The sequence below is a fragment of the Kitasatospora sp. NPDC058184 genome (assembly GCF_042883725.1).
In the GTDB taxonomy this organism is placed as follows: domain Bacteria; phylum Actinomycetota; class Actinomycetes; order Streptomycetales; family Streptomycetaceae; genus Kitasatospora.
Window position 1 is genome coordinate 374,657 of sequence record NZ_JBHVVE010000001.1, and the last position, 24,651, is coordinate 399,307.

Below are 24,651 nucleotides of genomic sequence, written 5' to 3' on the forward strand. Positions count from 1 at the left end.
TGGACGCCTGGGAATCCATCCCGGGAGCCCGTCCGCGGATGCGAATCCGCGGCTCGGAGGCCCGGATGGTGAGACACTGCCAGGCGCCGCCCGAGGCCCATGTGTGAAACGTCACCCACTCACCAGCATAACCATGCACGCCATGGTCACCCCAGATGGCCGCCGATCAGCCACCCGAGCAGGTAGGTCACCCCGGCCGCCGCGCCGCCCAGCACCAGCTGCCGCAGCCCGCTGAACCACCAGCTGCGCGCCGTCACCCGGGCCACCACCGCGCCGCACAGGAACAGCCCGGCCCCCGCCAGCAGCATCGCCGGCAGCAGCGCGGTCGCCCCCAGCAGGTACGGCAGCAGCGGCAGCAGCGCACCGAGCGCGAAGCACAGGAACGACGAGCCGGCCGCCACCAGCGGCGAGGGCAGGTCGGTCGGGTCGACGCCCAGCTCCTCGCGGGCGTGCACCTCCAGGGCCAGCTCCGGGTCCGCGGACAGCTGCCGGGCCACCTCGTGGGCCAGCTCCGGGTCCACCCCGCGCGAGACGTACAGCTGGGCCAGCTCGGCCAGCTCCCCGTGCGGGTTGCGGCTCAGCTCCAGCCGCTCGGCCTCGATCTCGGCCTGCACCAGCTCCCGCTGCGAGGCCACCGAGGTGTACTCCCCCGCCGCCATCGAGCAGGCACCGGCCGCCAGGCCCGCCAGCCCGGTCAGGATCACCGTCCCGTTGGACGCCGCCCCGCCGACCACGCCGGTCATCAGCGCGAAGTTGGACACCAGCCCGTCCACCGCGCCGAACACGGCCGGCCGCAGCCAGCCGCCGTTGACGTCCCGGTGGTGGTCCGCCGCGGGTATCCGGGGCTGGTGCCCGGCGTCGGCCTCCATCATGGTCGCACTCATCGTCGTTCCCCTCCGTCGTCGTTCGTCAGCCCTGAACGTAGCCCGTCTGACCTGGGCATTTCCAGCAAAGTAAGGCTGTCCGAACACCACTGAGGCCACCCTTCGCGAGCCTCGCGAAGGGTGGCCTCAGCCGGGGGAACTCCCAGGTCAGATCGGGTTCTTGACGTCCTCGCCGGCCGTCTCGGCGGCCGGCTTCCCGTCCACGGGCCCGGCCGGCTTCCGCAGAACCGGCTTCCCGTCGGCCTTCTCCTCGGCCTTCCCGGCCTTCTCGTCGGACTTCTCGGCCTTCTTGCCGCCCTTGCCCTCGCCCCGGGCGGCCTCCGTCGCGGCACCGCCCGTCGCGGCGGCCTCCGCCGCGGCGTCCCGCTCCTCCTGCGCGGCCGGATCGATGCTCGCCGGGTCCTCCCGCCCGGGGCGCTTCCTGCCCACGATCACGAAGTACGCCACCGCGCCCACGAACACCGCGATGGACACCCAGTCGTTCAGCCGCAGGCCGAAGTAGACGTGCGCGTCGTCGATCCGCAGCCACTCGATCCAGAACCGGCCCACCGTGTACGCGGCCACGTACAGCGCGAACGCCCGGCCGTGGCCCAGCGTGAAGCGGCGGTCCGCCCAGATCACCAGCAGCGCGACACCGACGCACCACAGCGACTCGTACAGGAAGGTCGGCTGGTAGACGCCCTTCACGACCTCGCCGTTGGGCAGCGTCTTGTCGATCTCCAGGCCCCACGGCAGGGTGGTCGACCGGCCGTACAGCTCCTGGTTGAAGTAGTTGCCCCAGCGGCCCAGCGCCTGCGCGAGGGCGATGCCCGGCGCGATGGCGTCGGCGTACGCGGGCAGCGGCACGCCCCGGCGGCGGGCGCCGATCCAGGCGCCGACCGCGCCCAGCGCGACGGCGCCCCAGATGCCGAGGCCGCCCTCCCAGATCTTGAGGGCGTCCCAGGGGTTCTTCCCCTCGGCGAAGTACAGGCGGCCGCCGTCGGTGATCACGTGGTAGAGGCGGCCGCCGACCAGGCCGAACGGCACGGCCCACACGGCGATGTCGCCGACGGTGTGCTTGGCACCACCCCGGGCGACCCAGCGCTTGCTGCCGAGCCAGACGGCCACGACGACACCGAGGATGATGCAGAAGGCGTAGGCGCGCAGCGGGATCGGTCCGAGGTACAGGACGCCCCGCGACGGGCTGGGAATGTAGGCGATATCCATGGCAGTTCCGACGCTACAGGGTCCGAAGGCCCGCTCGGACACCCTTGGGGTCACAGAAACCGAACAACGGGCCGCGCCGCCGCCTCCGGACGGGGAGGGGCGGCGCGGCCCGGCGGGCTCAGCCGGCCGTCGGCGACGGGTTGTTGGCCTCCGAGGCGGTGCCGGTCGGCGCCGGGGTCTGCCCGTGCGAACCCGCCGTGCCCAGCTGCTTGCCCTGGTTCGCGGCGTCCACCCACTTCGCCAGGTTCGCCGGGGTGATCTCCTCGCTGCCGTTCTTCGGGTAGACCGGCTGGCCGTTGAGCAGCACCGTCGGCGTGGACTTGAAGCTGGACTTGTCGAAGTCCTGCTGCACCGCGGACACCCAGCCGCCGAACCTGCTGTCCTTGACGCAGGACTGGAACGCGGGCGTGTCCAGGCCGTTGACCTGCTTGGCCAGGCCGAGCAGCACGGCCTTGTCGCCGAAGGCGTCGTTGGTCTCGTCCGGCTGGTTGCGGTACAGCACGTCGTGGAAGTCCCGGAAGTGCCCGGCGTCCTGGGCGCAGCCCAGCGCGTTGGCGCCGTTCCGGGAGCCCTTGCCCGCCACGGCCCGGTCGATGAACGACACGATGTGGTAGTTCGTGTAGATCTTCCCGGCGTCCTCCAGCTGGTCGATGGTCGACGAGAACTCGCGCTCGAAGGTGCCGCAGGCGGGGCAGCGCGGGTCCTCGTAGACGGTGAGGACGGAGGGCGCGTTGTCGGCGCCGACCGGGATGACCAGGTTCTTGTCGCCGATCGTCCCGGCCGGGGCGGCGACCGGCGTCTCCGGCTTGGAGCGCTGGTTCTGCACCACGACGCCGACGATCACCGCGGCGGCGATCACCGCGAGCACGGAGCCGCCCACGATCAGCTTCTTCTTGCGCCGGGAGGAGGCCTCGTCGGCCGCCCGCTGCTCCAGCATCCGCTCACGGGCGGTGCGCTTGCCTTCTCGGTTCTTCTCGCTCATTGCGTTGACATCCACGGTCGGGGCCTTCGTCGGGGTGCAGGGATGTGGGGGTCAGCTCGCCAGCCAGCCGTCCGCCGACAGCCGGGTGCGGGGCCGCCACAGCAGCCACCCGGCCAGCAGCAGGAACCCGGTGTCGCGCAGGATCTCCTGGAGGTACTCCGTCTGGGACGCGTCGACGTGCCCACCGCCGCCGAAGCAGCCGCAGTCGATCGAGATGCCGCGCGCCCAGGCGGAGGCGATCCCGGCGATGAAGGCCAGCAGCAGGAGCGCGGAGACCCCGGCCACCAGCCGGACGCCGAGGCCCACCACCAGCAGCAGGGCCAGCGCCAGCTCCAGGAACGGCAGGCCGTAGCCGATCGGCTTGACCAGGCCCTCGGGGAGGATCTCGTAGGCCCGGACGGCCTGCGCGGCCTCCGCCGGGTCGGAGATCTTCGCCAGCCCGGCCCACCCCCAGACCACCGCGAGGCCGAGCCGGACGACCGTGCCGAGCCACTCGCTCCAGGCCGGCACCGGCCGCCCCGCCGTCGGCGTGGGCGCGGAGCCACCGGGCTGCGCGGTCATCAGGGAACCCCCCTCGGGAAACTCGTTCACTCCCTGAGGAACCGTCGGGGGCGGAGGGGGGTTTCTCCGCGGTCGGGAATGACGCCGGATGAGTGACGTTCCGTCCGAACAGTCCGAACACCCGTGCGTCAGCGGCACCCCGCCAACCACCCCGCCTCGAACAGGTCGGGGTGCCGGGCCGCCTCCGCGCACGCCACCGCCTCCCGCTCCGCCCGCTCGGCGCCCCGCTTCGCCAACGCGTGGCCCACCTCCACGTGCACCCCGACCGCGCCGACGAGCACCACCACGGCCGCCGCCGCCCGCAGCAGGACGGCCCGCTGGACACTCCGCACCGGCTCACCCCTTCCCGCTCGCCCCGGCAACCGTTCGTGCACTCCTCCCTCCACTCAACGTCCGCCAACCCCGCCTGATGCGTGTCCCCACCCCTTGTTCACCCGTTCGGGTCCGCACTCCGGTCGGCGCGCACGGCAAATGCCGCGCGCCCGGGGCCGCGCCCCTCAGGAGCGCGGCCCCGGAAACACACCCACGAAAGACCGGCGGCCCCCCACTCCCGAGGGGTGGAGGGCCGCCGGCCTGATGGTCCTACCGCGCGTCAGCTCCGCCGCACGCCCGAGGCCAGTTCCCCGGCCAGGGCCCGCACCGCGTCCAGCGCCGCTTCCTCGTCCTCGCCCGCGGCCAGGATCCGTTTCACGAACGCCGACCCCACGATGACCCCGTCCGCGAACCGGGCGACCTCCGCCGCCTGCACCGCGTCCGAGACCCCGAGCCCGACGCAGACGGGCAGGTCGGTGGTGGCCCGGGTCCGGGCGACCAGGTCCTCGGCCATCGAGCCGACGGCCGACCGCGTCCCGGTCACGCCCATCACCGCGGCCGCGTACACGAACCCGCTGCCCGCCGCCGTGACCTCCGCCAGCCGCGCGTCCTTGCTGCTGGGGGCGACCACGAACACGGTGTCCAGACCGTGCTCGTCCGCCGCCTTGCGCCACTCCTCGGACTCCTCCACCGGCAGGTCCGGCAGGATGCAGCCGGCCCCGCCCGCGGCCGCCAGGTCGGCGGCGAACCGCGCCACCCCGTAGCGGTCGACCGGGTTCCAGTACGTCATCACCAGCACCGCCGCCGCGGGGTGCGCGGAGGCGGCCTCCTGGACGGTGCGCAGCACGTCCTTGATCCGCACGCCGCCCCGCAGCGCGATGTCGTCGGCGGTCTGGATGACGGCGCCGTCCAGCACCGGGTCGGAGTGCGGCAGCCCGACCTCGACCACGTCGCAGCCGCCCTCGATCAGCGCGTTGACCGCCCGGATGCCGCCGTCCACGGTCGGGAACCCGGCCGGCAGGTACCCGATCAGCGCGGCCCGGTCCTCGGCCTTGGCCGCGGCCAGGATGTCGCTCAGCTTGGAAGCCATGATCACTTACCCCCCTCGGCGGAGTCGGCCGACCCGGCGGACCCGGCCCCCGGCTCGTCGTACAGCCCGAAGTACTCGGCCGCGGTGTGCATGTCCTTGTCCCCGCGTCCCGACAGCGAGACCAGGATGGTCGCCTCCGGCCCGAGCTCGCGCCCCAGCTCCAGCGCCCCGGCGAGCGCGTGGGCGCTCTCGATGGCCGGGATGATCCCCTCGGTGCGGGACAGCAGCCGCAACGCCTGCATCGCGGCGTCGTCGGTGACCGGACGGTACTCGGCGCGCCCGGTGTCCTTCAGCCAGGCGTGCTCCGGCCCGACGCCCGGGTAGTCCAGCCCGGCCGAGATCGAGTGCGACTCGATGGTCTGCCCGTCCTCGTCCTGGAGGACGTACGTCCGGGAGCCGTGCAGCACGCCCGGGTCCCCCTTGGTGAGGGTGGCCGCGTGCCGGGGCGTCTCGGCGCCCTCGCCGGCCGCCTCGCAGCCGATCAGCCGCACCCCGGCGTCCGGGATGAACTCGTGGAAGATCCCCATCGCGTTGGAGCCGCCGCCGACGCAGGCCACGACGGCGTCGGGCAGCCGGCCGGTCCGGTCGAGCACCTGCTGCCGCGCCTCGACGCCGATGACCCGGTGGAAGTCCCGGACCATCATCGGGAAGGGGTGCGGCCCGGCGACGGTGCCGAACAGGTAGTGGGTGGAGTCGACGTTGGCGACCCAGTCCCGGAACGCCTCGTTGATGGCGTCCTTGAGCGTCCGGCTGCCGGACTTGACGGCCACCACCTCGGCGCCGAGCATCCGCATCCGGGCGACGTTGAGCGCCTGGCGCTGGGTGTCGACCTCGCCCATGTAGATGGTGCAGTCGAAGCCGAACAGCGCGCAGGCGGTCGCGGTGGCCACGCCGTGCTGGCCGGCGCCGGTCTCGGCGATGATCCGGGTCTTGCCCATCCGCTTGGTGAGCAGCGCCTGGCCCAGCACGTTGTTGATCTTGTGCGAGCCGGTGTGGTTGAGGTCCTCGCGCTTGAGCAGGATGCGCGCGCCGCCCGCCTCGGCGGAGAAGCGGTGCACGTCGGTCAGCGGGCTCGGGCGCCCGGTGTAGTCCTTGAGCAGCGCGTCGAGCTCGGCGGTGAAGGCCGGGTCGGTCTTGGCCTTCTCGTACTCCTCGGCGACCTGCTCGACCGCGGCGACCAGCGCCTCGGGGATGAAGCGGCCGCCGTACGCGCCGAAGTAGCCGCGCGCGTCCGGCACCTGGGCGCCGGGCAGGTAGTCCTTTTCGGACATGGTGGTTTCCCTTGAACGGAGATGGACGACAACGACGTCTTCCCGGCTGGGCTTCAGCCGGACGTCACGCGCCATCGCCGTCCCGGCACCTGCCCGGGCTCGCACCCGATGACGTACCGCACCCGACGCCCCAGCACCCGGCGTGCGGGCGCGCGGCAGCCGCGCGGGCGGCAACCGGGGGCGAGTCGGGCGGCGATCTTCATGGGGTGGGGGTCAGTCCTTGTGCCGGACGGCGGGGTGGGCCCCGGCGGCGACCAGGTCGGCGACCGCGGCGCGCGGGTCCTTGCCGGTCACCAGCGACTCGCCGACCAGCACCGCGTCGGCGCCGAGGTTGGCGTAGTTGATCACGTCCAGCGGGCCGCGCACACCGGACTCGGCGATCTTGACGATGCCGTCCGGGATGGCGTGGGCGACGTTCTCGAAGGTGTTGCGGTCCACCTCGAGCGTCTTCAGGTTGCGGGCGTTGACGCCGATGATCCGGGCGCCGGCGTCCACCGCGCGCTTGATCTCCTCCTCGTCGTGCACCTCGACCAGCGGGGTGAGGCCGATCGACTCGGCGCGCTCGATCAGCGACACCAGGGCCGGCTGGTCGAGGGCCGCGACGATCAGCAGCGCGAGGTCGGCGCCGTGCGCACGGGCCTCCCACAGCTGGTAGGCGGTGACGATGAAGTCCTTGCGCAGCAGCGGGGTGTCCACCGCGGCGCGGACGGCGTCCAGGTCGGCCAGCGAACCGCCGAAGCGGCGCTGCTCGGTCAGCACGCTGATCGCGGCGGCACCGCCGGCCGCGTAGTCCACCGCCAGGGCGGCCGGATCGGCGATCGAGGCCAGGGCGCCCTTGGACGGGCTGGAGCGCTTCACCTCGCAGATCACCCGGACCCCGTCGCCCCGGAGGGCGGCGACGCCGTCCTTGGCCTCCGGAGCCTTGGCGGCCAGCGCCTTGAGCTCGTCCAGGGAGACCCGGGCCTGCCGCTCGGCGAGGTCCTCGCGGACCCCTTCGATGATCGAGTCGAGCACACTCACTCAGGAGCCCCCATCTTTTCTGCCAGTTGGCCGGCGTGAGCCGGCGGGCGACAGCCCACCGACTCTTCGATGGTATCGGCACCCGGGGGCGGGGGGCGCACCGGTTCGAACCGCGTCTCGCGGACCGGACTCCCGCTCCGGCGGTCCCCAGCTGCGGCTTCACCGGGCGTGCACCGGTTTTCGGACGGTCTTCGCACCGGTTTTCGGACGCTCTCCGAGCCGGCCGCGACCGGTGGCCGGGACGTGGCGTCAGGGCGTACGGGAAGCGGCGGCCGCGCGGTCGAGGACCACGGTCAGGGGTCGCGGTACGGCAGCCGGGACGCGGCGGTCAGGCGGCCCGGTCAGACCAGCGGCGGCGCCAGCCCGGCACCGACCCCCGAGTTGCGCACCACTGTGAACACCAGCACCAGCAGGGCGATCAGCGCCCACCGCCGGCCCCCGACGGTGATCCTGGGCGGCGGCCCGCCGGTCAGCGCGGCCCAGCCCCAGCGCAGCCACAGCACCGCCAGCACGCCGAACAGCAGGACCACGACGGCGTTGTCGTGCAGGGCGCCGGTGAGGTCCCCGTGGCTCAGCGCGTGGACGCAGCGCAGCCCCCCGCAGCCGGGGCACCACCAGCCGGTGGCGGTCAGGAACGGGCACTCGGGGTAGTGCCCGGGGGTGTTCGGGTCCACCACGGCGACGTACGCGGCGGGGACGGCCACCGCCGCCAGCGCGGTCAGCGGCGGGCTCAGCCGGCGCCGCACGGGCGGCGGGGCGGAGGCGGTGGAAGCGGTGGGGGCGGCGTTCACGCCCCGATTCTGCCCGGGTCGGGCCCGGACACGACGAAACGGCGGGCGTGGCGCGCCCGCCGTTCCGATGTACGACAAACGTGTGGTCGTGTGGTGCGACGAGCCCGTCGTCAGGCGGCGACGGCGGCGCGGGCCTCACGGGCCGCGAGCTGCTCCTCGGCCGACTTGTAGACGTTGGCGCTGGGCTGCTTGCCCATGCCCGCGAGGGACATGGCCTTGCCGACCACGCCGCCGGCCAGGATGACCGCCAGGCCGACCCAGACGAGCAGAACCGACGGCAGGATCATGGCGACGCCCGCGACGCCGAAGCCGACGAAGGAGATGACGACGCCGGTCCAGGCGGCGGTGGTGTGGCCGTGTGCTGCTGCTGCCATCTGAGTGGTGCTCCTTGGCTCTCGGGGCCCGGCCGGGCCTGCGGGGCCGCCGGCGGGTTGACGGGTTCCATTGTGCCGGGCCACACACCGACGGCCCAAAGCGGGTGGCGGGTCTATCGCGTCACATGCGCGCGGGCCGCGTCACATGCGCGCGGCTCACACCGCGGTCGGGTCCTCGCCCCGGTCCAGGGCCTTCCACAGGTCGCCCGGCGTCTCGGTCCGCGCCGGGGCCTTGCGGGTCGGCGCCTCGTAGCGGCTGCCCATGGCCGGCCAGCCCCGGCCGTAGCGCAGGGTGAGCAGTCCGGCCAGGGCCAGCAGGACCCCGCCGACCAGCGCGACCCAGGGCCAGGCGGTGTGCGAGACCTCGGTGGCCGCCGAACCGGTCAGCGCCAGCTTGCGGGCGGCCTCGGCGTCCAGCGCGGCGGTGTCGCCGGCCCCGGCCACCGAGGCGGCGGCCGCGCCGAGCCCGGCCAGCAGGGTCAGCGCGCCGACCGCCAGCCGGCCGGCGCCGCGCACCGCGAACACCGCGACGGCCGCGGCGAGGCCCACCAGGGCCAGCCCGCCGGGCAGTTCGGAGATCCTGCCGCCGGTGACGGACACGTCCAGGGTGCCGGCCCGGCCCTCGGCCCAGGTCCGCCCGACCGCGGTCAGCACCAGCACGGCGCTCAGCACGGTCAGCAGCAGCATGATGCCGAGGGTGCGGCGGCTGGGGGCGGCGGGGGCGGGGGTCTGCTCAGCGGTCACCCGTCCACTATCCCCCGACCGACGCCGGGGTCCGTACCCGGGGTGGGGAACGGGCCGTCGGGCGGGGCGGTCGGCGCGGTGGCGGGCGGCGCGGCCGGCGGGGTGGGTTACGGCGTGGGGAACCCGTCCGTCCGCAGCACCACCGTGCGGCCGCCGAGCGGCAGGAACAGGTCGTTGCCGAACGGCACCCGCTCCGCCTCCCGGTACACCCCCTCGGGGGACGGCGCGGTGTGCACGGTGCAGACCGCCGCCGCCGGATCGACCACCACGTACAGCGGCACGCCGCTCTCCGCGCAGGCCCGCGCGAAGACGTGGTCACGGCCCGGGTGCGCCACCTCCAGCACCGCCTCGGCGTCCGCGGCCCCGTACCGGCCCCGGGCGGTGCGGGCGGCGCCGGGGGCGACCACCACCAGGTCCGGGGCGAGCGGGCCGTGCGCGGCCGGGAAGTCGATCAGGACCCCGGACAGCACCCGCCCCGCGCCCGCGAGCCCTTCCCGGATCTGGGAGGCCGTCCCGAAAACGGCCTCCCAGCGCAGCTCGTCGTACGGCGCCTCGGGCATCCCGGCCGCCTCCTCACACGTCAGGACAGTTCCGGCGTCCGCAGCGTATTGGCGGTGGCGACCGCCCGCAGCACGGCGGCCGCCTTGTTGCGGCACTCGGTGTCCTCGCCGTGCGGGTCGGAGTCGGCGACCACGCCCGCGCCGGCCTGCACGTACGCGGTGCCGTCGCGCAGCACCGCGGTGCGGATCGCGATCGCGGTGTCCGAGTCCCCGGCGAAGTCCAGGTAGCCGACGCAGCCGCCGTACAGGCCGCGGCGGGTGGGCTCCAGCTCCTCGATGATCCGCATCGCCCGCGGCTTGGGCGCGCCGGAGAGGGTGCCGGCCGGGAAGCAGGCGGTCAGCACGTCGAAGGCGGTCCGCCCCGGGGCGACCGTGCCGGTCACCGTCGACACGATGTGCATCACGTGGCTGTAGCGCTCGATGTGCATGAAGTCGACCACCTCGACGCTGCCCGGCTCGCAGACCCGGCCGAGGTCGTTGCGGCCGAGGTCCACCAGCATCAGGTGCTCGGCCCGCTCCTTGGGGTCGGCGAGCAGCTCGGCGGCCAGCTCCGCGTCCTCCTGCGGGGTGTCGCCGCGGTGCCGGGTGCCGGCGATCGGGTGCAGCATCGCCTCGCCGTCGGTGACCTTGACCAGCGCCTCCGGGCTGGAGCCGACCACGTCGAAGCCGCCCTCGGCCCCGCCGTCCGGCCCGGGGAAGCGGAACAGGTACATGTACGGGCTGGGGTTGGTGGTGCGCAGCACCCGGTAGACGTCCAGCGCGGAGGCGGGGCAGGGCGCCTCGAAGCGCTGTGAGGGCACCACCTGGAAGGCCTCGCCGGCCCGGATCCGCTCCTTGATCGTCTCCACCGCGGCCCGGTACGGCTCGCCGCCGAACGGCGAGTGCACCTCGCCGGGGCCGGCCGGGGTGAAGGTGGCCAGGCCCGGGTCGACCGGCTTGGACAGCTCGGCCTCCATCGCGTCCAGCCGGGCCACCGCGTCCGCCCAGGCCTCGTCCGCGCCGCTGGCCAGGTCGTTGTGGTTGACGGCGTTGGCGATCAGCAGCACCGTGCCGTCGACGTGGTCGAGCACCGCGAGGTCGGTGGCGAGCAGCATGGTCAGCTCGGGCAGGCCCAGGTCGTCCGGGTTGAGGTCGGGCAGCTTCTCCAGCCGGCGGACGATGTCGTAGCCGAGGTAGCCGACCAGGCCGCCGGTGAGCGGGGGCAGGCCGTCGTCCTCCAACCGCGGGGTGTGCAGCGCCTGGAGGGTGGCGCGCAGCACCTCCAGCGGGTCGCCGGCGGTGGGGATGCCGACCGGCGGGGTGCCGAGCCAGCGGGCCCCGCCGTCCGGGCCGACGGTCAGCGCGGCGGCGCTGCGCACCCCGACGAAGGAGTAGCGCGACCAGCTGCGGCCCTGCTCGGCGGACTCCAGCAGGAAGGTGCCGGGCCGCTCCTCGGCGAGGGTGCGGTAGAGGCCGATCGGGGTGAGGCCGTCCGCGAGGAGCCTGCGGGTGACCGGGATGACCCGGGTGTCGACGGCGAGCTTGCGGAAGGCTTCGAGATCCATGACGGGCGGCACCTTCTTGAGTTCTTCGAGTGGACTGGGGTCAGGAGAGCGGGAGCACGTCGGCGTCGAAGCAGGTGCGGTCGCCGGTGTGGCAGGCCGCGCCGCTCTGGTCGACCCTGACCAGCAGGGTGTCGCCGTCGCAGTCCAGGGCCACCGACTTGACCGCCTGGACGTGGCCCGAGGTGTCGCCCTTCACCCAGTACTCACGGCGGCTGCGGCTCCAGTAGGTGCAGCGGCCCGTGGTGAGGGTGCGGTGCAGCGCCTCGTCGTCCATCCACCCGAGCATCAGCACCTCGCCGGTGTCGTACTGCTGGGCGATGGCCGGGACCAGCCCGTCCTCGGAGCGCTTGAGCCGCGCGGCGATCTCGGGGGCGAGGGCGGTGCTGCCGGGAGCGGCGGGTGTGGTGGACATGCGCCCCATTGTGTCAGCCCGCCCCGCCGCACCCGCCTCGCTCCCCCGCCGGAGCCGCTACGGGTGCAGCTGCGCGGTGAGCTTGGGGCCGCCCTGCTTGTTGCTGGCGGCCAGGGTGCAGGTGTAGTCACGCCAGCCCTGCTGGTAGTTGGCCATGGCAGGGCCGAACTGGCGGCCGTAGTAGGTCTTTCCGTCGCCCTGGCGGGCCTTGGCGGCGGCTTCGACCTCCTTGCAGCCGTCGCGCATGGCAAGCGCCAGCGGGATGTCGCCGGTGATCCCGTCCGCGAGCTTGAGGTCGGCGATCACCTCACCGTCGTGGTCGCCTACGCAGGGGCGTTCCTCCGGCTTGGTGATCACCGGGCTCAGCTGCGGGTGATCGAAGCAGGCGCCGACCGGGAAGAACGCGTACGGCGGCTGCGGCGTGGGCGTAGGGGTGGGTGTCGGCGCCTGGGTGGCCGTGGGAGTCGGCGTGGGCGGCGGCGGCGCGGCGGCCGGCTTCTTGTCGTCCGGCCACAGCACCGCGGTGGCCACCACCGCGAGCAGGACGACCAGCACGGCGGCAACGGTGAGGACCAGGCCGCGGGACGGGCGGGAGCCGACTGCGGACGGCGGCTGCTCGGAGGTCATGGCCACGAGGATGGCCCACCCGACCCCCACCTGGCAGCCGCTTCGCCAAACTCGCCCCGTACGGGCGGCCCGCCGGGACCTGAAGGTCGGTAGACCCGCCATCCGAGACCGGCTCACCAACCGGCTGCACCCTGGGGTGACGCCGCAGGAAATCTATCCTGGATAGAGAAAATTCAAATAAAAGAAAATTGTTTCTTCCGACCCCTTCCCACACAGGGGAAGGGGTCGGAAGAAACAAAGAATCCCCGAGAGAAAAGCTTCCCGCGCCTCGCTGCCTCGCCCGGACGGCGAGGCAGCGAGGCGTGCAACGGGAAAATCGGTGCGGCCTCTCGGAGCACCGAGAGGCCGCGTCAACGAAAAAGCCGCGTCTGACTTCGATGCCCCCGGCACGGTCTCGCCATCAAGCGGGAGGCGCCGGCCGGGCCATCACCTTCGCCGCGTCCGCTCCCTCGATCGGCGTCCACTCGTGTTCCAAGATCGAGTAGGTGATGGAGTCACGCCAGGCGCCGTGGACGAAGACGTGGTCCCGGATCCGTCCCTCCTCGGTCATCCCCGCCCGCAGCAGAGTGCGGGCCGAGGCCTCGTTGAGCGGTGATCGGGCGGCCCAGATGCGGTGCAGGCCAAGGGCGTTGAAGCCGAGGGCGCACAGCAGGTGGACGGTCTCGGTGCCGAGGCCCTTGCCCCACGCGGCCTGGTGGAGGGCGAACCCGATGGTCGCGGCCTGTTGTGGCTCGGTGGCCAGCCGCGCGTAGCCGATCAGCCGGTGTTCACCGCGCCGGGTGACGGCGAGGCAGTACTCGGTGCGCGGGGTGGCGCGCGCGGAGTCGATGGACCGGGCGGTGATCGCTTCGACCTGTTCACGGGTGCGGGGTTCGAAGCTGAGGTGCCGGGTGGCCCCAGGGTCGCCGTAGATCGCCAGGAGGGCATCGGTGTCCTCGGGTTCGACCTCGCGGAGTTCCAGGTTGGCGCCGGCCAGGTGGAGTGGGGTCATGGCTGCGGAGCCTATCCGCGGGGTCACCGGATGAGGGCCGAGGTGGGGGTGGCGGTGAAGGCCTCGATCTCCTCGCGCAGACCGGCCGCCGCACCGCCGTTGCGGCGGCCGTCGCCTCGCAGGGCGGCGTGGACGCGTTGGGCACTGCTGACGATGCCGAAGTTCCTCTGTTCGGTGGGGAGGTCGAGCACGGGACGGACGGCCTCAGCGGCGCCTTCGATCTCGCCGCGGGCGATACGGGCGAGGGCGAGGTCGGTCTGGGCACCTGCCTGGTCGCCGAAGGCCCACTCGTCCTCAGTGGCGTTGCGGTAGGCGGTGACGGCGACTTCGGACTGGATCTCGCCGAGGGGCGCGTCTTCCCCGAGCTGCACGGTGGCCTCGGCGACGTAGTAGAGCTGGCGGGGCACCGGGAAGGTCATGATGCCGCCGAAGGCGTCCAGATCGTCGGGCTCGACGGATGCGCGAGCGTCCTCGGCCCGCTGGATGGCCGTGCGGGTGGCCTCACCATCGCCGAGAAGGGAGTGGGCACGGGCGGAGAGGCAGGCCAACCAGACGCCGGTGGTGCCGTGAATCTCGCCGGCCGCGCTCTGCCCGAGGGCGGCGTAGTCGGCGGCCTCGCCGGGGCGGCCGGCCCAGTAGGAGATCAGCGACTGGAGCGAGCGGACCCAGGCGCGCATGGCGTGGTGGTCAGCGTTGTCGGCGCAGACGAAGGCGGTGCGGGCCTGCATCATGGCGGCGCTCGGGTTGCCCAGGTCGTGGCTGGCCTTGGCGAGCATGCCGGAGGTGATACCGGCGAGCAGGTACAGCTCGCGGGCCTGCGACGGCTTGGCCCGTCCGTGTTCCAGCAGTTGGAAGGTGAGGTCCTGGACCTCGACCAGGTCGCCAAGCAGGGTAGGCAGCGCCGACTTCGGGTAGGCGGCGGTCAGCCGCCGTACCTCGTCGTTGATCTGCCCCAGGGTCTCCGGACCGATTCTGCTGCCCTCCGCCATCGCGGTGAACCGAAGTGCACGACGAGCCGCCATCGTGACCTGCCTTTCCAATTCCGTGGTGCCCGCGTCGAAGCGGGGCTCGCTGTTGGACGGGCCACCGACAGGCAGTGCCGCTGCCTGCTCGGATGGAAGGAGGACAGGGACCGGCCGTGGCGGCGGGACGGCGAACAGGGCGGTGGCGGCGGGCACGGGTCCGGGGCCTGCCAGGGCGGGCGCGAGGAGTTGGTCCACGCCGACGCCGAACATGGCCTCCAGCACCCGGCACTGGTCCGGGTAGGGGCGGGTCTTCACCGCACCGCCGTACCAGCGCTCGAACTGCCGCTTGGAGACCGACAGGCCCCGGAGCCGGGGGTCGTGCTCCTGCTCAGCGGCCGAGTTCGCCGTCGCCTCGAACCGGAGACGGAAGGTCTCATAGACCTGCCAGTGCCGCTGAAGCGTCAAAACCCTTAGGAGTGTGGGAGTTTCAGCCACCGCGGATCCTCTCCATCCCCGTTCGCCTGCTCTGACGATAGCCATGGCCGCTCGACAGGAAACCCGTTCGAGGCCGTCCCGGACCAGATGGCGGCGACCGTGACGGCAGTCATGACGCACGACGCCGTCTGCCGCGCAAACCAGCTCCGGCGACGACGCCGCCATGACGGCGGCGATGTCGTATCCATGCCCAACCGCCCGCCGCCATGCTGAACAGCCTTCGCAATCCGCGCACAACCGACAGCAAAGCGTGAGATCGAGGTGGTAGGGATCCGATGGACAACGCCACGACCGGGCACACCGCCGAAGCGCGGTCCCTGGCGGATACCGAGACGAACGGAACCGCCGAAGAGGGCCGCGTCACTCGCACTGAGCGTCGCCCGGGTCTGACCGTCCGCACGTTCAGCGTCGCCCAGGACGGCACCCGCTACGACGACTCCGGCGTGACCAGCGCCTACCCGGGCCCCGACGAGTACGTCGCCCGGATCGAGGTCTGGCCCGCCTGCGCCTGCCCGCAGCATCGCGCCGGCTGATCCGCGCGAGTCGCACCCGCCAACACGGGGGCGCAACAACGCCCCAACCCTTTTCCACTCGCTCGCCCGAGAGGAGAACCAGCCATGCACCGGCTGACCGACGCGCCCGCGCTGCACACCGAACTGGAGCGCATCGACTACCGCACCACCCCCGCGTACTACTTCGACACCGAGCAGATCACCGACCCGGTGGTGCTGCACCTGCTGAGCCGCTGCCCGACCGTTTTCGGCATCAAGAAGGCCATCACCGACCTGCTGGCCGGCAACCTGGACATCCCGCTGCCGGAGGCCACCGGGGCCATCGAGCCGGGCGCCACCGTTCGGGGCCACGTGATCGTGGCGCCCGGGGCCGTCATCGCCGAAGGCGCGTTCGTCACCGGCCCGGTGCTGGTCTGCCCCGGCGCGGTGATCGAGGCCGGCGCCCGGGTGCGCGACAACACCGTCGTCGGCCCCGGCTGCCGCATCGGCTTCGGCGCCGAGGTCACCCGCTCCTTGCTGACCGGTGGCGTCTTCATGAAGCACACCAGTTTCGTCGGGGACTCCGTGCTCGGCCTCGGCGTCAACATCGGCGCGTTCGTGTCCACCACCGGCCTTCGGGTCACCTCCGGGCCGGTCACCGAACCGGCCACCGAAGAGGTCTGCGCTCACCTCGACGGCCGGCGAATCGCCACTGGCCAGACGAAGTTCGGCGCGGTGGTCGGCGACGGCGTGATCGTTCCCGCCGGCACCGTGCTCCAGCCCGCCACCCTGATCGGCGCGCACACCCTGCTCTACCCGAAGACCCAGGTCGGGGGCTTCTTCCCGGCCGGAAGCCAGGGAAGGTGACCATGCCCACCACCGGCACCACCACGACGACAGACCAGCGGGCCGTACGGATCACCGGAGGCCGCCGCCTGTCCGGCACCGCCACCGTCCAGGGCAGCAAGAACATCGCCCTGCACCTGTACGCCGCCGCGATCCTCGCCGACGACCCGCTCACCCTGGCCGGCGCACCCGAGATCCTGGACACCCTGGTCGTCGCCGACATCCTGCACCGCACCGGCACCCGCGCCACCGTGGCCGGCGACGAGTTCGCCACCCGACCGGCCGACTCCTGCTTCCCCGTCATCCCGGACGCCCTCGGACGGCGCATCCGCACCACCGCGGTGATGGGCGGCGCCCTGCTGGCCCGCACCGGCAAGGTCACCTTCCCGACCCCCGGCGGGGACGCCTTCTGCGCCCGCTACATCGACCGGCACCTGGCCGCGATGGAAGCCGCCGGGGCCGAGGTCGAGGTGAACCGGGGCCGGGTGCGGGCCCGGTTCACCGGCAAGCGGCTGCCGTTCATCACCGACGCCGAGACCCGCTCCTGGGGGCCGAGCCTGGGCGCGACGGTCACCGCGATGCTGCTGGCCGCCCGCACCCCGGGCACCTCCGCGATCCTCAACCCCAGTGTGGAGCCCGAGGTCACCCACACCGCCGCCCTGCTCTCGCAGGCCGGCGTCGGCATCGAGTGGCGGGGCAGGACGGCCCTGAACGTCACCGGCACCGACCGCATCCGGGGCGGGATGTTCACCGTGCCGCCGGACCGGCTGGAGGCCGCCACCCTCGCGCTGGCCGCCGCCATCACCGGCGGCACCGTCCACCTGGACGGATTCCCGCCGGCCGCCTTCCCGGGCGGCCTGGTGTCGGTGTTCGCCGACGCCGGAATCCAGCTCGACCCGCTGGATGGCGGAACGGCCGTCAGCACCCCGGCCGGGCCTCGGCCGGTGCAGATGGCCACCGGCCCGCACCCGGGCTTTCCGACCGACGTGCAGCCGCAGCTGACCGCCTTCCTCACCCAGGCCGAGGGCACCTCCCGCATCAACGAGCGGATCTACACCCAGCGCGACACTCACCTGCCTGCCCTGGCAGCGTTCGGCGCCGCCGTCAACGCGACCGGCTCGGTCATCACCGTCCGGGGCCGGTCCGCCCTCACCGGCGTCGGCGTGGCCGGGGAGGACATCCGGGCGGTGACCGCTCTCGTGATCGCCGCCCTCGCCGCCGAGGGCACCTCTACGATCCGGGGGATGTATCACCTGCGGCGCGGATACGGCAGCCTGCTGCCGAAGTTGGCCGCGCTCGGTGCCGACCTGACGATCGACCAGGAGTAGCCGTGACCAACACCGTGCCGTGGACCCCGAACGCGCTCGCCGACCTGCGCGAGTGCCTGGACCTGATGACCGCTGACGGCACCGTGCCCGGCGGAGTCATCGCCCACGGCACCTTCGACACCGAGCCCGGCTACCTGGTCTCCGGCGTCGTCGCCCCCGAGTGCGGCGACGCCCGGCCGGGGCCGGACACGGTGTACGACGTGGCCTCGCTGACCAAGGTCCTGGCCACCTGGCCACTGGTCGGCACCTCCCTCATGGACGGCTTCACCCTGGACACCCCGATCCGCGAACTGCTGCCCGGTATCCCGACCGAGGCGCCCGGAGGCCAGGTGACGGTCAGCCAGATCCTCGCCCACACCTCCGGCCTGCGGGCCGACACCCGCCTCGACCAGTACCGGAACCGTACCGAGCCCCTGGCTGAACTGATCTGCGGCGAAGACCTGATCGCAGAACCTGGCGCCGGTCACCGCTACATCAACCGTGGCTTCATCCTCCTCGGCTTGGCCCTGGCCCACTACCGCTGCCGACGCCTGGACGAGCTGGCGGCCGAGCTCTGGCAGCACCTCGACATGACCAGCACGACCTACGGACCGGTGCCCCGCTCCGCTCAGGTCGCCCCGACCGAGCAGCGGCTGACCGGCGGTCCCCGGCTGTGGGGGATGCCGCACGACGACAACGCCGCCCTGCTCGGCGGAGTCGCCGGCCACGCCGGGGTGTTCACCACCCCGGCGGACCTCGCCGCCTTCGCCACCCACCTGCTGGCAGCCCACGCGGCCAGCGCTCCCCTGGGCCGCTGGCTCGCCCACAGCATGCAGCCGCAGGCCGAAATCGAGCCCGGCCTCGACCGGGGCCTGGCCTGGATCCTCGCCGACGAGGGCCAGGTCGCCTACCACCACGGCTTCACCGGCACGAGCCTCTACCTCGCCCCGGCCACCGGCCGCTACCTGGCCATCTGCACCAACGCCGTCTACCACCACCAGGACAACCGCACCCGCCTCGCCCCGCTGCGGACCCTCGCTCTGAAGGCGATCACCAACGAACCCTAGGAGGGCCACCCGTGCCCAGCACCACGCTCGCGTCCCTCACCACCCTGCGGCTCGGCGGCCCGGCCAGCGACGTCCTGCAGGTCGCCGACCCCGACGACTGGTTCGAACTGGTCCGTACGATCGGCGACCGGCAGGAGGACGCGCCCCTCACCCTCGGCCACGGCAGCAATGTCATCGCCTCCGACACCGGCCACGAGGGCACCGTCGCCGTGATGAACACCCAGGGCATCACCGTGAAGCGAGTGGACGACGACACGGTGGCCGCGACCGTCCAGGCCGGCCACCCGCTCGCCGACCTCGTCCAGTGGGCCGCAGCCGAACACCTCGCCGGAATCGAGTGCCTGGCCGGAATACCCGGCACTGTCGGGGCAGCCCCCGTCCAGAACGCCGGAGCCTACGGCCAGCAGGTCTCCGACACCCTCGACCACCTCACAGCCTGGGACTGGGACATGGGCCGCCTGCGGACCCTGCCCGCCCAGGCTTGCCGCCTCCGTCACCGCGACAGCCGCTTCAAGAACGACCCTGGCCGCTGGACCATCCTCACCGCGACGTTCCACCTCACCCGCTCACTGGCCGCCCCGATCAGCTACCAGCCGCTCGCCGACGAACTCGGCGTCCACGGCGGCGCCCGCCCGCCCGTGGCCGAGGTGACCACCGCAGTCCTCGCCAACCGCCACCGCCGCGGACTCCTCCTCGACCCCCACGGACCCGACGCCCGCCAGGCCGGATCGGTCTTCCTCAACCCACCCGTCACCGCCGCCCAGGCCGCCCGTTGGTCGGCTGCCGACTGCCCAGTCCACACCGACAGCGACGGGCAGTTGCGGGCCAGCGCCGGCTGGCTGCTGGAGCACACCGGCTACCGCCCCGGCTACAAGATCGCGGACGGCATTCACTGCTCGGAACGCCGGACCCTCACGCTCACCGCCCACGACGGGGCAAGCGCGACGGGCTTCGCCCAGGCCCTCACCGAACTCTCGGCCCAGGTCGAGATCGCAACGGGAATCATGCTCCAGCCCGAGCCGGTGCTGGTCGGCACTTGGTCATGATGACAGCCACCGAGCCCGGATCTCCGCAGCCTGCGCCTCTTCGACAACTGCGGCCCAGTCCTCCGGCCACGAGTCGAAGAATCCGGGGACGTCCTCCGCCGTCAGCTCCACCCAGTTGTTGGGCCAGTAGCGCTCGGCCTGGTCGACAGCCACGCAATTGCCGACACTTGGTGGCGAGGTGAACTGTACCCCTCGGAAATCGACACCTGCCCGGAAGGAGTCAAGCCAGAACGTCGCACCCTTGGCCTGGGCTTTCTGAAAGGTGACCGAGCCATGGAAAACAGCATGGGTATACCAGGCGTGGTTCTGTACCATCATGCGGTCGAAGTAGGCATTTTCGCTGAACTGCGATCGTGAGAACTCGGCGTTGAATCCGAAGTAGGCATCCTGGAAGTAGGTGTAGCCATGAAAGGCCACCCACCGAAACCAGCTGAGCGTCTCGAAGCGTGCACTCTGGAACGAGACCTCATATCCCAGAAAAACAGCTCCGACAAATCTGGCCTCCCCTACGAAACGCGCACCATTGAAGTAGGCCTCTCCCTCGAACTGTGCTTCGTCGAAGTCGGCGCGGCGGAACTCGCAGCCGCTGAAGTTCACGTCACAGAGATATCCCCGCTTCAGGTCGACATCCATGTCCAGCCAGAAGGCCGGGTTCATGCCATCACCGCGTTGAGGCCTCAGTCTGGCAGCCAGCACCATCTGGGCCGTGCGCCTGACTTGACCCTCGCCCGCGTCGCTCGTGTCCGGCGGGATACGAAGGTAGTCGCACAGTTCATTGACAATTCGCTGCCGCTTCTCGGGGTACTCGTCCCCCAGATCTCCAAGCGTGCGCAGAGCGGCCATGCGCACGTGCGGCGAACGGTCGGCCAGATGATCGACCGCTTTCTGATGCAGTACCTCGAAGGGGATCGGGTGGGGCTCGCGCCCGTGGCTGAGGGCCGCAGTCGCGGCGGGAGCGACAGATTCGGAGCTGATCGGCCTCAGGCGCAAGTTTTCGTAGAGACGCTCTAGTTGACCGTGCTCTTCCCGCCACCAGTCGAGCTCCACCGGGATCGAGAACGATCCGCTGCGCCCGTCCACGTGATTCACGCAGGCCGCGACCCACTGCTTGACGACGTAGAAGTCCTGCGGCCTCGCGTAGCCTCCGTTCTCGGCCTTCGAGACAGTGGCGGGGGCGACCCCGATGGCCCCGGCAAGCTCGCGCATGGTCAGCCCTGCCTCCCCGCGCAACCGGCCTAGCAAACCGCCAAATCGTCGGACGGCCTCCTGCCAGTCCGTAGCCACCTCGTTCACCCCTGCATCCTCCCAGAATCTCAACCCCGATCTCGGCGATCCCCAGGAAACCCCCGATACTCCTGTTCGGGGTGCGTTCGCGATCGGTCTGCGATCACCACTGGCCAGGACTTGCAGTGACCACCCTCATCCCATCAGCGTCTGGATGAGGAGGAGTTAGCCATGAGAACGAATGGCCAGGTGGTGCGAGTCAAGGTGAGCGGAGCGACTAAGGGAACGACGGTGATCGTCGAACTGGTGGGCCGGGCTGGTGAGGTGTCCCTACCGACACCGGAGCCACGCCGTAGCCGGCGGCTGGGCGTACTGCTGGCAGTCATGCTGATCCGAGCCTTCAGTGGTTCCGCCGCCCTGGCGCTGATGCACTGGGCTCAGCGAATCCGCTGGGCTGAGGCCTTGCACTGGCTGACGCCCTGACCCGAGCGACTGCGGGCCTCCCACCTGGACTGGCCGGGGCCCGCTACTTGTGACGCTCCTGCTCGCCCAAAGTAGGCGCATGCGGGGAGTCGACCGTGGTCTCAGTTTTGATCTCATTCACCCCCCGTCCAGCGGGGTTCGGCCGCCGTCCAGCGGTTCGCTCCGTCACAGGTCAGGATGGGCGTGAACCCCGGCGGACGGGGTTCGTGAGAATTGGAAAGCGTGTTGGGGGCAACCCCTCACGAGTTCGAATCTCGTATCCTCCGCCTTGCTCGAAGGCCCGGACCGTTTCGACGGTCCGGGCCTTCGTCGTTTCCGCGTCCTCGGGCTTCTGTCCCGTCAGCGGTTTGATCCGCCCCGATTGCGCGGGGCGGCCGTACACGGGATGTCGGGCCCGTCGCGGTTGCGGGGCCGGGCCCGGGGTGCCTCAATGGCCCCTGCGGCGGCCGCCGTCTGCGGGCGAGGAGGGCGGACATGCCACGGGTCGCGGTGAACGGGGTCGAGCTCTTCTACGAGGTGGGCGGGGACGGCGAGCCGCTGGTCCTGGTGCACGGCTCGTGGGGCGACCACGGCAGCTGGGGGCCGGTCCTGCCCGCCCTCGCGCCGAGGTTCCGGGTGCTCGCCTACGACCGGCGGGGGCACAGCCGCAGCGAGCGCCCGCCGGGGCGGGGGTCCCGGTTCGAGGACGAGGAGGACCTGGCCGCGCTGATCGAGGCCCTCGGGTTCGCGCCGGCGTACGTCGCGGGCAACTCCTTCGGTGCCTCGACCGCGCTCGGCCTGGCGGCCCGGCGGCCCGAGCTCTTCCGGGGCCTCGTCGCCCACGAGCCCCCGCTCCTGGGCACCGTCGCCGACGACCCCGGGCTGCTGCCGCTGATGGCGGCCACCGGGGAGAGGATCGAATCCGTCCTCGCCCTCCTGGCGGCCGGCCGGCCCCTCGCGGGAGCACGCCGGTTCGTGGAGGAGGTCGCCCTGGGGCCCGGCACCTGGGACCGACTGCCGGAACAGCTCCGCGAGACCTTCGTCGCCAACGCCCCCACCTTCGCGGACGAGCAGGCGGACCCGCAGTGGGCGAACCTCGACCTCGGCCGCCTCTCCCACTACACCGGGCCCGCCCTGCTGACGAAGGGAACCGAGAGCCCGCCCTGGTTCGCCGCGATCGTCGCCCGGCTCTCCGCGGCACTGCCCCAGGCCGAGACCCACACCTTCGAGGGAGCCGGGCACGTCCCCCACCTCAGCCACCCCGACGCCTACGCACAGCGCGTGACCAGCTTCATCGAAGAAGTCGGCCGAACTCCCTAGGTACCGCCCGGTCTGCCGAGCCGGCGTCGGAGGGACTGGCGAGGTCAGGCCGGGCGGAGCCGCCGGTACCAGGAGCACAACGGGACCACTCCAAGCGGTGTTCGGAGGGCCCTTATCCGAACGGGTCGGCGATGCGCCGCAACCGACCGGGCCCGGTGGGCAGCTGAGCCCATAGGCTTCCACCATGTCGAACCACGCCCTCGCCGAACGCCACCGGCTCGCCCAACTCCTCACCGCTGCCGGGCCGGACGCCCCCACCCTCTGTGAGGGGTGGACGACCCGGGATCTGGCCGCGCACCTGGTGGTCCGGGAGCGGCGGCCCGATGCGGCGGCGGGGATCCGGGTCGGGGCGCTGGCCGGCTGGACGCGGCGGGTGCAGGACGGGTACGCCGAGCGGCCGTACGAGGAACTGGTGCGGCTGTTCCGGGCCGGGCCTCCGGTCTACTCGCCGTTCGCCCTGCCCGGCGCCGACGAGGCGGCGAACACCGTCGAGTACTTCGTCCACGCCGAGGACGTGCTGCGCGCGGCCGACGACTGGACCCCGCAGCCGGTCCCGCCCGGCCGCGCCGAGGCCCTCTGGCGGCGCCTCCCCATGATCGCCCGCCTGGAGGCCGGCCGCCGCTCCCCCGTCCGGCTGGCGCTCGTCCACCCCGACGGCCGTTCCCTCACCGTCGGCCCCGCCGGCTCCCCCACCGTCCGCCTCACCGGCGAACCCGCCGAGCTCGTGCTCTTCACCTACGGCCGCGGCGCCCTGACCACCCTCACCGTCGACGGCGACCCCGACGCCCTCGAAGCCCTCCGCCACGTCCTGCCGCTGCCCCCGAAGTAGCAGAGCAGCGGAAGCCGGTGTGGCCTCTCGGCATGCCGAGGGGCGACGCTCGCGGGCGGGACCGCGGGCGCGGGCGGTCAGCTTCCGGGGCGGCCCTTGGAGATGAAGAGCTGGACGGGGGTGTCCGTCGCCGTGGTGTGCCCGGGCAGGGGCGCGGAGTTGATGACCGAGCCGGCGGGCAGCTTCCAGTCGGTGAGTTCGTGGACCTCGTAGTGCAGTCCGGCCGCGTCGAGCAGCCGGGTGGCGGCGTCCCGGGTCAGGCCGGCGACCGGGGGGACGGTCACGGTCGTGGCGCCGGGTGCGGGCGGGGCGACGGGGGACGGGGTGCCTTTGGTCGCGGAAAGGGAGGAAGGGGAGGCGGAGGGGGACGGGGGCGCGGAGTGGACGGCCGGGGCCGGCGCGGTCCCGGCCGGGCGGTCGCCGCCGCTCGGCGATCCGGGCAGGAGCAGGGCCGCGCCCGTGGCGATGGCGGCCACCGCCGCCACGGCCGCGGCCCCGGTGAGGGCGGTGCGCCGGCGGACCGTGCGCCGGATTCCGGCGGCGTCGATCACGGGGGTGGCGGTGGTGTCGGCGAACGCGGTCATGGCGGCGAGGAGTTCCTTGTCGAAGTCGGAGTCGGGGTCGGGGCCTGGGGTGGGGACGGGGTCCTGGGGCGGGAAGCGGATCATCACGCACCTTCACGCGGGGTCGACGACGCGGACGGGGCGTCCTGCCTGGGCAGCGCGGCCCGCAGTTTCGCGAGCCCGCGGGAGAGTTGCGAGCGCACGGCGCCCGGGGAGATGTCGAGGGTCTGCGCGATCTCCCGGTCCCCCAGGTCGTGGAGGTAGTACAGGACGACCACGGTGCGCATCCCCATCGGCAGGGTGTGCAGCGCCGCGACGAGTTCGGCGCGCAGTTCCACCGACCGGTAGGCGTCGCGGGGGTCGGGGTGTTCGACGGCGGGCTCCGGCGCGGGGCGCTCGCCCGAGCGGTGCAGGCGCCGCCAGCGGTCGTTGGCCAGGTTCACGAGGATCCGGCGCACGTACGCCTCGGGCACCTCGGCGCGCGCGACCCGCCGCCAGTGCCGGCAGGCCCGTTCCAGGGCCTCCTGTACGAGGTCCTCCGCGGTGTGGGCGTCCCCGGTGAGCACGTACGCCGTGCGGAACAGCGCGCCCGAACGCTGTTCCACGAACTCGACGAAGTCGATCCCGGGACTGCCCCTGCGCAGCCTCACCCGTGGCCTCACTCTCT

At 72.5% G+C, this 24,651-nt stretch carries 29 protein-coding genes; 8 read left to right on the plus strand and 21 right to left on the minus strand.

Annotated features, from left to right (window positions below):
- Window positions 1-146 precede the first annotated feature (146 nt).
- The 18 genes from ACFVXH_RS01670 to ACFVXH_RS01755 all read right to left on the minus strand — a co-directional run bounded on the left by ACFVXH_RS01670 (window position 147) and on the right by ACFVXH_RS01755 (window position 14,799).
- Complete coding sequence (locus ACFVXH_RS01670) at window positions 147-872, minus strand: VIT1/CCC1 transporter family protein (protein ID WP_107418648.1); 726 nt, start codon at window positions 870-872, stop codon at window positions 147-149.
- A 159-nt stretch (window positions 873-1,031) separates the two neighbouring features.
- Window positions 1,032-2,090 (minus strand): prolipoprotein diacylglyceryl transferase, encoded by a 1,059-nt coding sequence (gene lgt, locus ACFVXH_RS01675; protein ID WP_387819574.1) that lies wholly within the window; start codon window positions 2,088-2,090, stop codon window positions 1,032-1,034.
- 118 nt (window positions 2,091-2,208) lie between these two features.
- Window positions 2,209-3,072, minus strand: a complete 864-nt coding sequence (locus ACFVXH_RS01680; RefSeq protein WP_074000950.1) for a thioredoxin domain-containing protein — start codon at window positions 3,070-3,072, stop codon at window positions 2,209-2,211.
- Between the two features lie 51 nt (window positions 3,073-3,123).
- Window positions 3,124-3,633 (minus strand): MauE/DoxX family redox-associated membrane protein, encoded by a 510-nt coding sequence (locus ACFVXH_RS01685; RefSeq protein WP_053112044.1) that lies wholly within the window; start codon window positions 3,631-3,633, stop codon window positions 3,124-3,126.
- Window positions 3,634-3,761: 128 nt separating this feature from the next.
- On the minus strand, window positions 3,762-3,965 hold the full coding sequence (locus ACFVXH_RS01690; protein ID WP_049651214.1) for a hypothetical protein: 204 nt from the start codon (window positions 3,963-3,965) through the stop codon (window positions 3,762-3,764).
- Between the two features lie 260 nt (window positions 3,966-4,225).
- A complete protein-coding gene (gene trpA / locus ACFVXH_RS01695; RefSeq protein ID WP_049651221.1) occupies window positions 4,226-5,035 on the minus strand; it encodes a tryptophan synthase subunit alpha in 810 nt (269 codons plus the stop codon).
- A gap of 2 nt (window positions 5,036-5,037) precedes the next feature.
- Complete coding sequence (trpB, locus tag ACFVXH_RS01700; protein ID WP_049651215.1) at window positions 5,038-6,306, minus strand: tryptophan synthase subunit beta; 1,269 nt, start codon at window positions 6,304-6,306, stop codon at window positions 5,038-5,040.
- 53 nt (window positions 6,307-6,359) lie between these two features.
- The gene (gene trpM, locus ACFVXH_RS01705) at window positions 6,360-6,509 is read right to left on the minus strand and encodes a tryptophan biosynthesis modulator TrpM (protein WP_188296911.1); all 150 of its coding nucleotides are present in this window, start codon (window positions 6,507-6,509) and stop codon (window positions 6,360-6,362) included.
- A 10-nt stretch (window positions 6,510-6,519) separates the two neighbouring features.
- Window positions 6,520-7,326 carry an indole-3-glycerol phosphate synthase TrpC gene (trpC, locus tag ACFVXH_RS01710; RefSeq protein ID WP_049651216.1) on the minus strand — a complete coding sequence of 269 codons (807 nt, stop codon included), beginning with the start codon at window positions 7,324-7,326 and terminating at the stop codon, window positions 6,520-6,522.
- Window positions 7,327-7,667: 341 nt separating this feature from the next.
- The gene (locus ACFVXH_RS01715) at window positions 7,668-8,117 is read right to left on the minus strand and encodes a DUF2752 domain-containing protein (RefSeq protein ID WP_049651217.1); all 450 of its coding nucleotides are present in this window, start codon (window positions 8,115-8,117) and stop codon (window positions 7,668-7,670) included.
- Window positions 8,118-8,227: 110 nt separating this feature from the next.
- Window positions 8,228-8,491 carry an HGxxPAAW family protein gene (locus ACFVXH_RS01720; protein WP_049651218.1) on the minus strand — a complete coding sequence of 88 codons (264 nt, stop codon included), beginning with the start codon at window positions 8,489-8,491 and terminating at the stop codon, window positions 8,228-8,230.
- A 156-nt stretch (window positions 8,492-8,647) separates the two neighbouring features.
- The gene (locus tag ACFVXH_RS01725) at window positions 8,648-9,235 is read right to left on the minus strand and encodes a TIGR02234 family membrane protein (protein ID WP_074000947.1); all 588 of its coding nucleotides are present in this window, start codon (window positions 9,233-9,235) and stop codon (window positions 8,648-8,650) included.
- A gap of 107 nt (window positions 9,236-9,342) precedes the next feature.
- The gene (locus ACFVXH_RS01730; RefSeq protein ID WP_053111997.1) at window positions 9,343-9,795 is read right to left on the minus strand and encodes a Uma2 family endonuclease; all 453 of its coding nucleotides are present in this window, start codon (window positions 9,793-9,795) and stop codon (window positions 9,343-9,345) included.
- A 20-nt stretch (window positions 9,796-9,815) separates the two neighbouring features.
- Window positions 9,816-11,339, minus strand: a complete 1,524-nt coding sequence (locus tag ACFVXH_RS01735) for an anthranilate synthase component I (protein WP_049650355.1) — start codon at window positions 11,337-11,339, stop codon at window positions 9,816-9,818.
- A gap of 40 nt (window positions 11,340-11,379) precedes the next feature.
- Entirely contained in the window at window positions 11,380-11,751 is a 372-nt protein-coding gene (gene hisI / locus ACFVXH_RS01740) for a phosphoribosyl-AMP cyclohydrolase (RefSeq protein WP_074000946.1), read from the minus strand.
- 57 nt (window positions 11,752-11,808) lie between these two features.
- A complete protein-coding gene (locus tag ACFVXH_RS01745; RefSeq protein ID WP_387819579.1) occupies window positions 11,809-12,378 on the minus strand; it encodes a hypothetical protein in 570 nt (189 codons plus the stop codon).
- Between the two features lie 400 nt (window positions 12,379-12,778).
- Window positions 12,779-13,369 (minus strand): GNAT family N-acetyltransferase, encoded by a 591-nt coding sequence (locus ACFVXH_RS01750; RefSeq protein ID WP_387819581.1) that lies wholly within the window; start codon window positions 13,367-13,369, stop codon window positions 12,779-12,781.
- A 23-nt stretch (window positions 13,370-13,392) separates the two neighbouring features.
- Window positions 13,393-14,799 (minus strand): hypothetical protein, encoded by a 1,407-nt coding sequence (locus ACFVXH_RS01755; protein WP_387819583.1) that lies wholly within the window; start codon window positions 14,797-14,799, stop codon window positions 13,393-13,395.
- Window positions 14,800-15,104: 305 nt separating this feature from the next.
- On the opposite strand from ACFVXH_RS01755, the gene ACFVXH_RS01760 reads away from it, so the two are divergent.
- The 5 genes from ACFVXH_RS01760 to ACFVXH_RS01780 all read left to right on the plus strand — a co-directional run bounded on the left by ACFVXH_RS01760 (window position 15,105) and on the right by ACFVXH_RS01780 (window position 19,586).
- Complete coding sequence (locus ACFVXH_RS01760) at window positions 15,105-15,362, plus strand: hypothetical protein (RefSeq protein WP_387819584.1); 258 nt, start codon at window positions 15,105-15,107, stop codon at window positions 15,360-15,362.
- A gap of 84 nt (window positions 15,363-15,446) precedes the next feature.
- Complete coding sequence (locus ACFVXH_RS01765) at window positions 15,447-16,187, plus strand: hypothetical protein (protein WP_387819586.1); 741 nt, start codon at window positions 15,447-15,449, stop codon at window positions 16,185-16,187.
- Window positions 16,188-16,189: 2 nt separating this feature from the next.
- Complete coding sequence (locus ACFVXH_RS01770) at window positions 16,190-17,494, plus strand: UDP-N-acetylglucosamine 1-carboxyvinyltransferase (protein ID WP_387819588.1); 1,305 nt, start codon at window positions 16,190-16,192, stop codon at window positions 17,492-17,494.
- A gap of 2 nt (window positions 17,495-17,496) precedes the next feature.
- Window positions 17,497-18,540, plus strand: a complete 1,044-nt coding sequence (locus ACFVXH_RS01775; protein WP_387819590.1) for a serine hydrolase domain-containing protein — start codon at window positions 17,497-17,499, stop codon at window positions 18,538-18,540.
- 11 nt (window positions 18,541-18,551) lie between these two features.
- The gene (locus ACFVXH_RS01780; RefSeq protein ID WP_387819592.1) at window positions 18,552-19,586 is read left to right on the plus strand and encodes a UDP-N-acetylmuramate dehydrogenase; all 1,035 of its coding nucleotides are present in this window, start codon (window positions 18,552-18,554) and stop codon (window positions 19,584-19,586) included.
- Here ACFVXH_RS01780 and ACFVXH_RS01785 read toward each other — a convergent pair.
- Complete coding sequence (locus ACFVXH_RS01785; RefSeq protein WP_387819594.1) at window positions 19,581-20,879, minus strand: pentapeptide repeat-containing protein; 1,299 nt, start codon at window positions 20,877-20,879, stop codon at window positions 19,581-19,583. The genes ACFVXH_RS01780 and ACFVXH_RS01785 overlap by 6 nt on opposite strands.
- Window positions 20,880-21,041: 162 nt before the next feature.
- Here ACFVXH_RS01785 and ACFVXH_RS01790 point away from each other — a divergent pair, with 162 nt between their 5' ends.
- The 3 genes from ACFVXH_RS01790 (at window position 21,042) to ACFVXH_RS01800 (ending at window position 23,421) form a co-directional block, all read left to right on the plus strand.
- Complete coding sequence (locus tag ACFVXH_RS01790) at window positions 21,042-21,293, plus strand: hypothetical protein (RefSeq protein WP_387819596.1); 252 nt, start codon at window positions 21,042-21,044, stop codon at window positions 21,291-21,293.
- A gap of 474 nt (window positions 21,294-21,767) precedes the next feature.
- On the plus strand, window positions 21,768-22,592 hold the full coding sequence (locus ACFVXH_RS01795; RefSeq protein WP_387819598.1) for an alpha/beta fold hydrolase: 825 nt from the start codon (window positions 21,768-21,770) through the stop codon (window positions 22,590-22,592).
- A gap of 184 nt (window positions 22,593-22,776) precedes the next feature.
- Complete coding sequence (locus ACFVXH_RS01800) at window positions 22,777-23,421, plus strand: TIGR03085 family metal-binding protein (protein WP_380744673.1); 645 nt, start codon at window positions 22,777-22,779, stop codon at window positions 23,419-23,421.
- Between the two features lie 77 nt (window positions 23,422-23,498).
- Here ACFVXH_RS01800 and ACFVXH_RS01805 read toward each other — a convergent pair whose 3' ends face one another.
- On the minus strand, window positions 23,499-24,089 hold the full coding sequence (locus tag ACFVXH_RS01805; protein WP_387819600.1) for a PASTA domain-containing protein: 591 nt from the start codon (window positions 24,087-24,089) through the stop codon (window positions 23,499-23,501).
- Complete coding sequence (locus tag ACFVXH_RS01810; protein ID WP_255357401.1) at window positions 24,089-24,628, minus strand: SigE family RNA polymerase sigma factor; 540 nt, start codon at window positions 24,626-24,628, stop codon at window positions 24,089-24,091. The genes ACFVXH_RS01805 and ACFVXH_RS01810 overlap by 1 nt, the downstream gene beginning before the upstream one ends.
- Between the last annotated feature and the right edge of the window lie 23 nt (window positions 24,629-24,651).

Coding starts and splice junctions, on each gene's coding strand:
- hisI (WP_074000946.1), bottom strand. CDS start 11,751: ATGTCCACCACACCCGCCGCTCCCGGCAGCACCGCCCTCGCCCCCGAG.
- ACFVXH_RS01730 (WP_053111997.1), bottom strand. CDS start 9,795: ATGCCCGAGGCGCCGTACGACGAGCTGCGCTGGGAGGCCGTTTTCGGG.
- ACFVXH_RS01805 (WP_387819600.1), bottom strand. CDS start 24,089: ATGATCCGCTTCCCGCCCCAGGACCCCGTCCCCACCCCAGGCCCCGAC.
- ACFVXH_RS01770 (WP_387819588.1), top strand. CDS start 16,190: ATGCCCACCACCGGCACCACCACGACGACAGACCAGCGGGCCGTACGG.
- ACFVXH_RS01760 (WP_387819584.1), top strand. CDS start 15,105: ATGGACAACGCCACGACCGGGCACACCGCCGAAGCGCGGTCCCTGGCG.
- ACFVXH_RS01800 (WP_380744673.1), top strand. CDS start 22,777: ATGTCGAACCACGCCCTCGCCGAACGCCACCGGCTCGCCCAACTCCTC.
- ACFVXH_RS01685 (WP_053112044.1), bottom strand. CDS start 3,633: ATGACCGCGCAGCCCGGTGGCTCCGCGCCCACGCCGACGGCGGGGCGG.
- trpB (WP_049651215.1), bottom strand. CDS start 6,306: ATGTCCGAAAAGGACTACCTGCCCGGCGCCCAGGTGCCGGACGCGCGC.
- ACFVXH_RS01680 (WP_074000950.1), bottom strand. CDS start 3,072: ATGAGCGAGAAGAACCGAGAAGGCAAGCGCACCGCCCGTGAGCGGATG.
- trpM (WP_188296911.1), bottom strand. CDS start 6,509: ATGAAGATCGCCGCCCGACTCGCCCCCGGTTGCCGCCCGCGCGGCTGC.
- lgt (WP_387819574.1), bottom strand. CDS start 2,090: ATGGATATCGCCTACATTCCCAGCCCGTCGCGGGGCGTCCTGTACCTC.
- ACFVXH_RS01735 (WP_049650355.1), bottom strand. CDS start 11,339: ATGGATCTCGAAGCCTTCCGCAAGCTCGCCGTCGACACCCGGGTCATC.
- ACFVXH_RS01795 (WP_387819598.1), top strand. CDS start 21,768: ATGCCACGGGTCGCGGTGAACGGGGTCGAGCTCTTCTACGAGGTGGGC.
- trpA (WP_049651221.1), bottom strand. CDS start 5,035: ATGGCTTCCAAGCTGAGCGACATCCTGGCCGCGGCCAAGGCCGAGGAC.
- ACFVXH_RS01720 (WP_049651218.1), bottom strand. CDS start 8,491: ATGGCAGCAGCAGCACACGGCCACACCACCGCCGCCTGGACCGGCGTC.
- ACFVXH_RS01745 (WP_387819579.1), bottom strand. CDS start 12,378: ATGACCTCCGAGCAGCCGCCGTCCGCAGTCGGCTCCCGCCCGTCCCGC.
- ACFVXH_RS01765 (WP_387819586.1), top strand. CDS start 15,447: ATGCACCGGCTGACCGACGCGCCCGCGCTGCACACCGAACTGGAGCGC.
- ACFVXH_RS01790 (WP_387819596.1), top strand. CDS start 21,042: ATGAGAACGAATGGCCAGGTGGTGCGAGTCAAGGTGAGCGGAGCGACT.
- ACFVXH_RS01670 (WP_107418648.1), bottom strand. CDS start 872: ATGATGGAGGCCGACGCCGGGCACCAGCCCCGGATACCCGCGGCGGAC.
- ACFVXH_RS01750 (WP_387819581.1), bottom strand. CDS start 13,369: ATGACCCCACTCCACCTGGCCGGCGCCAACCTGGAACTCCGCGAGGTC.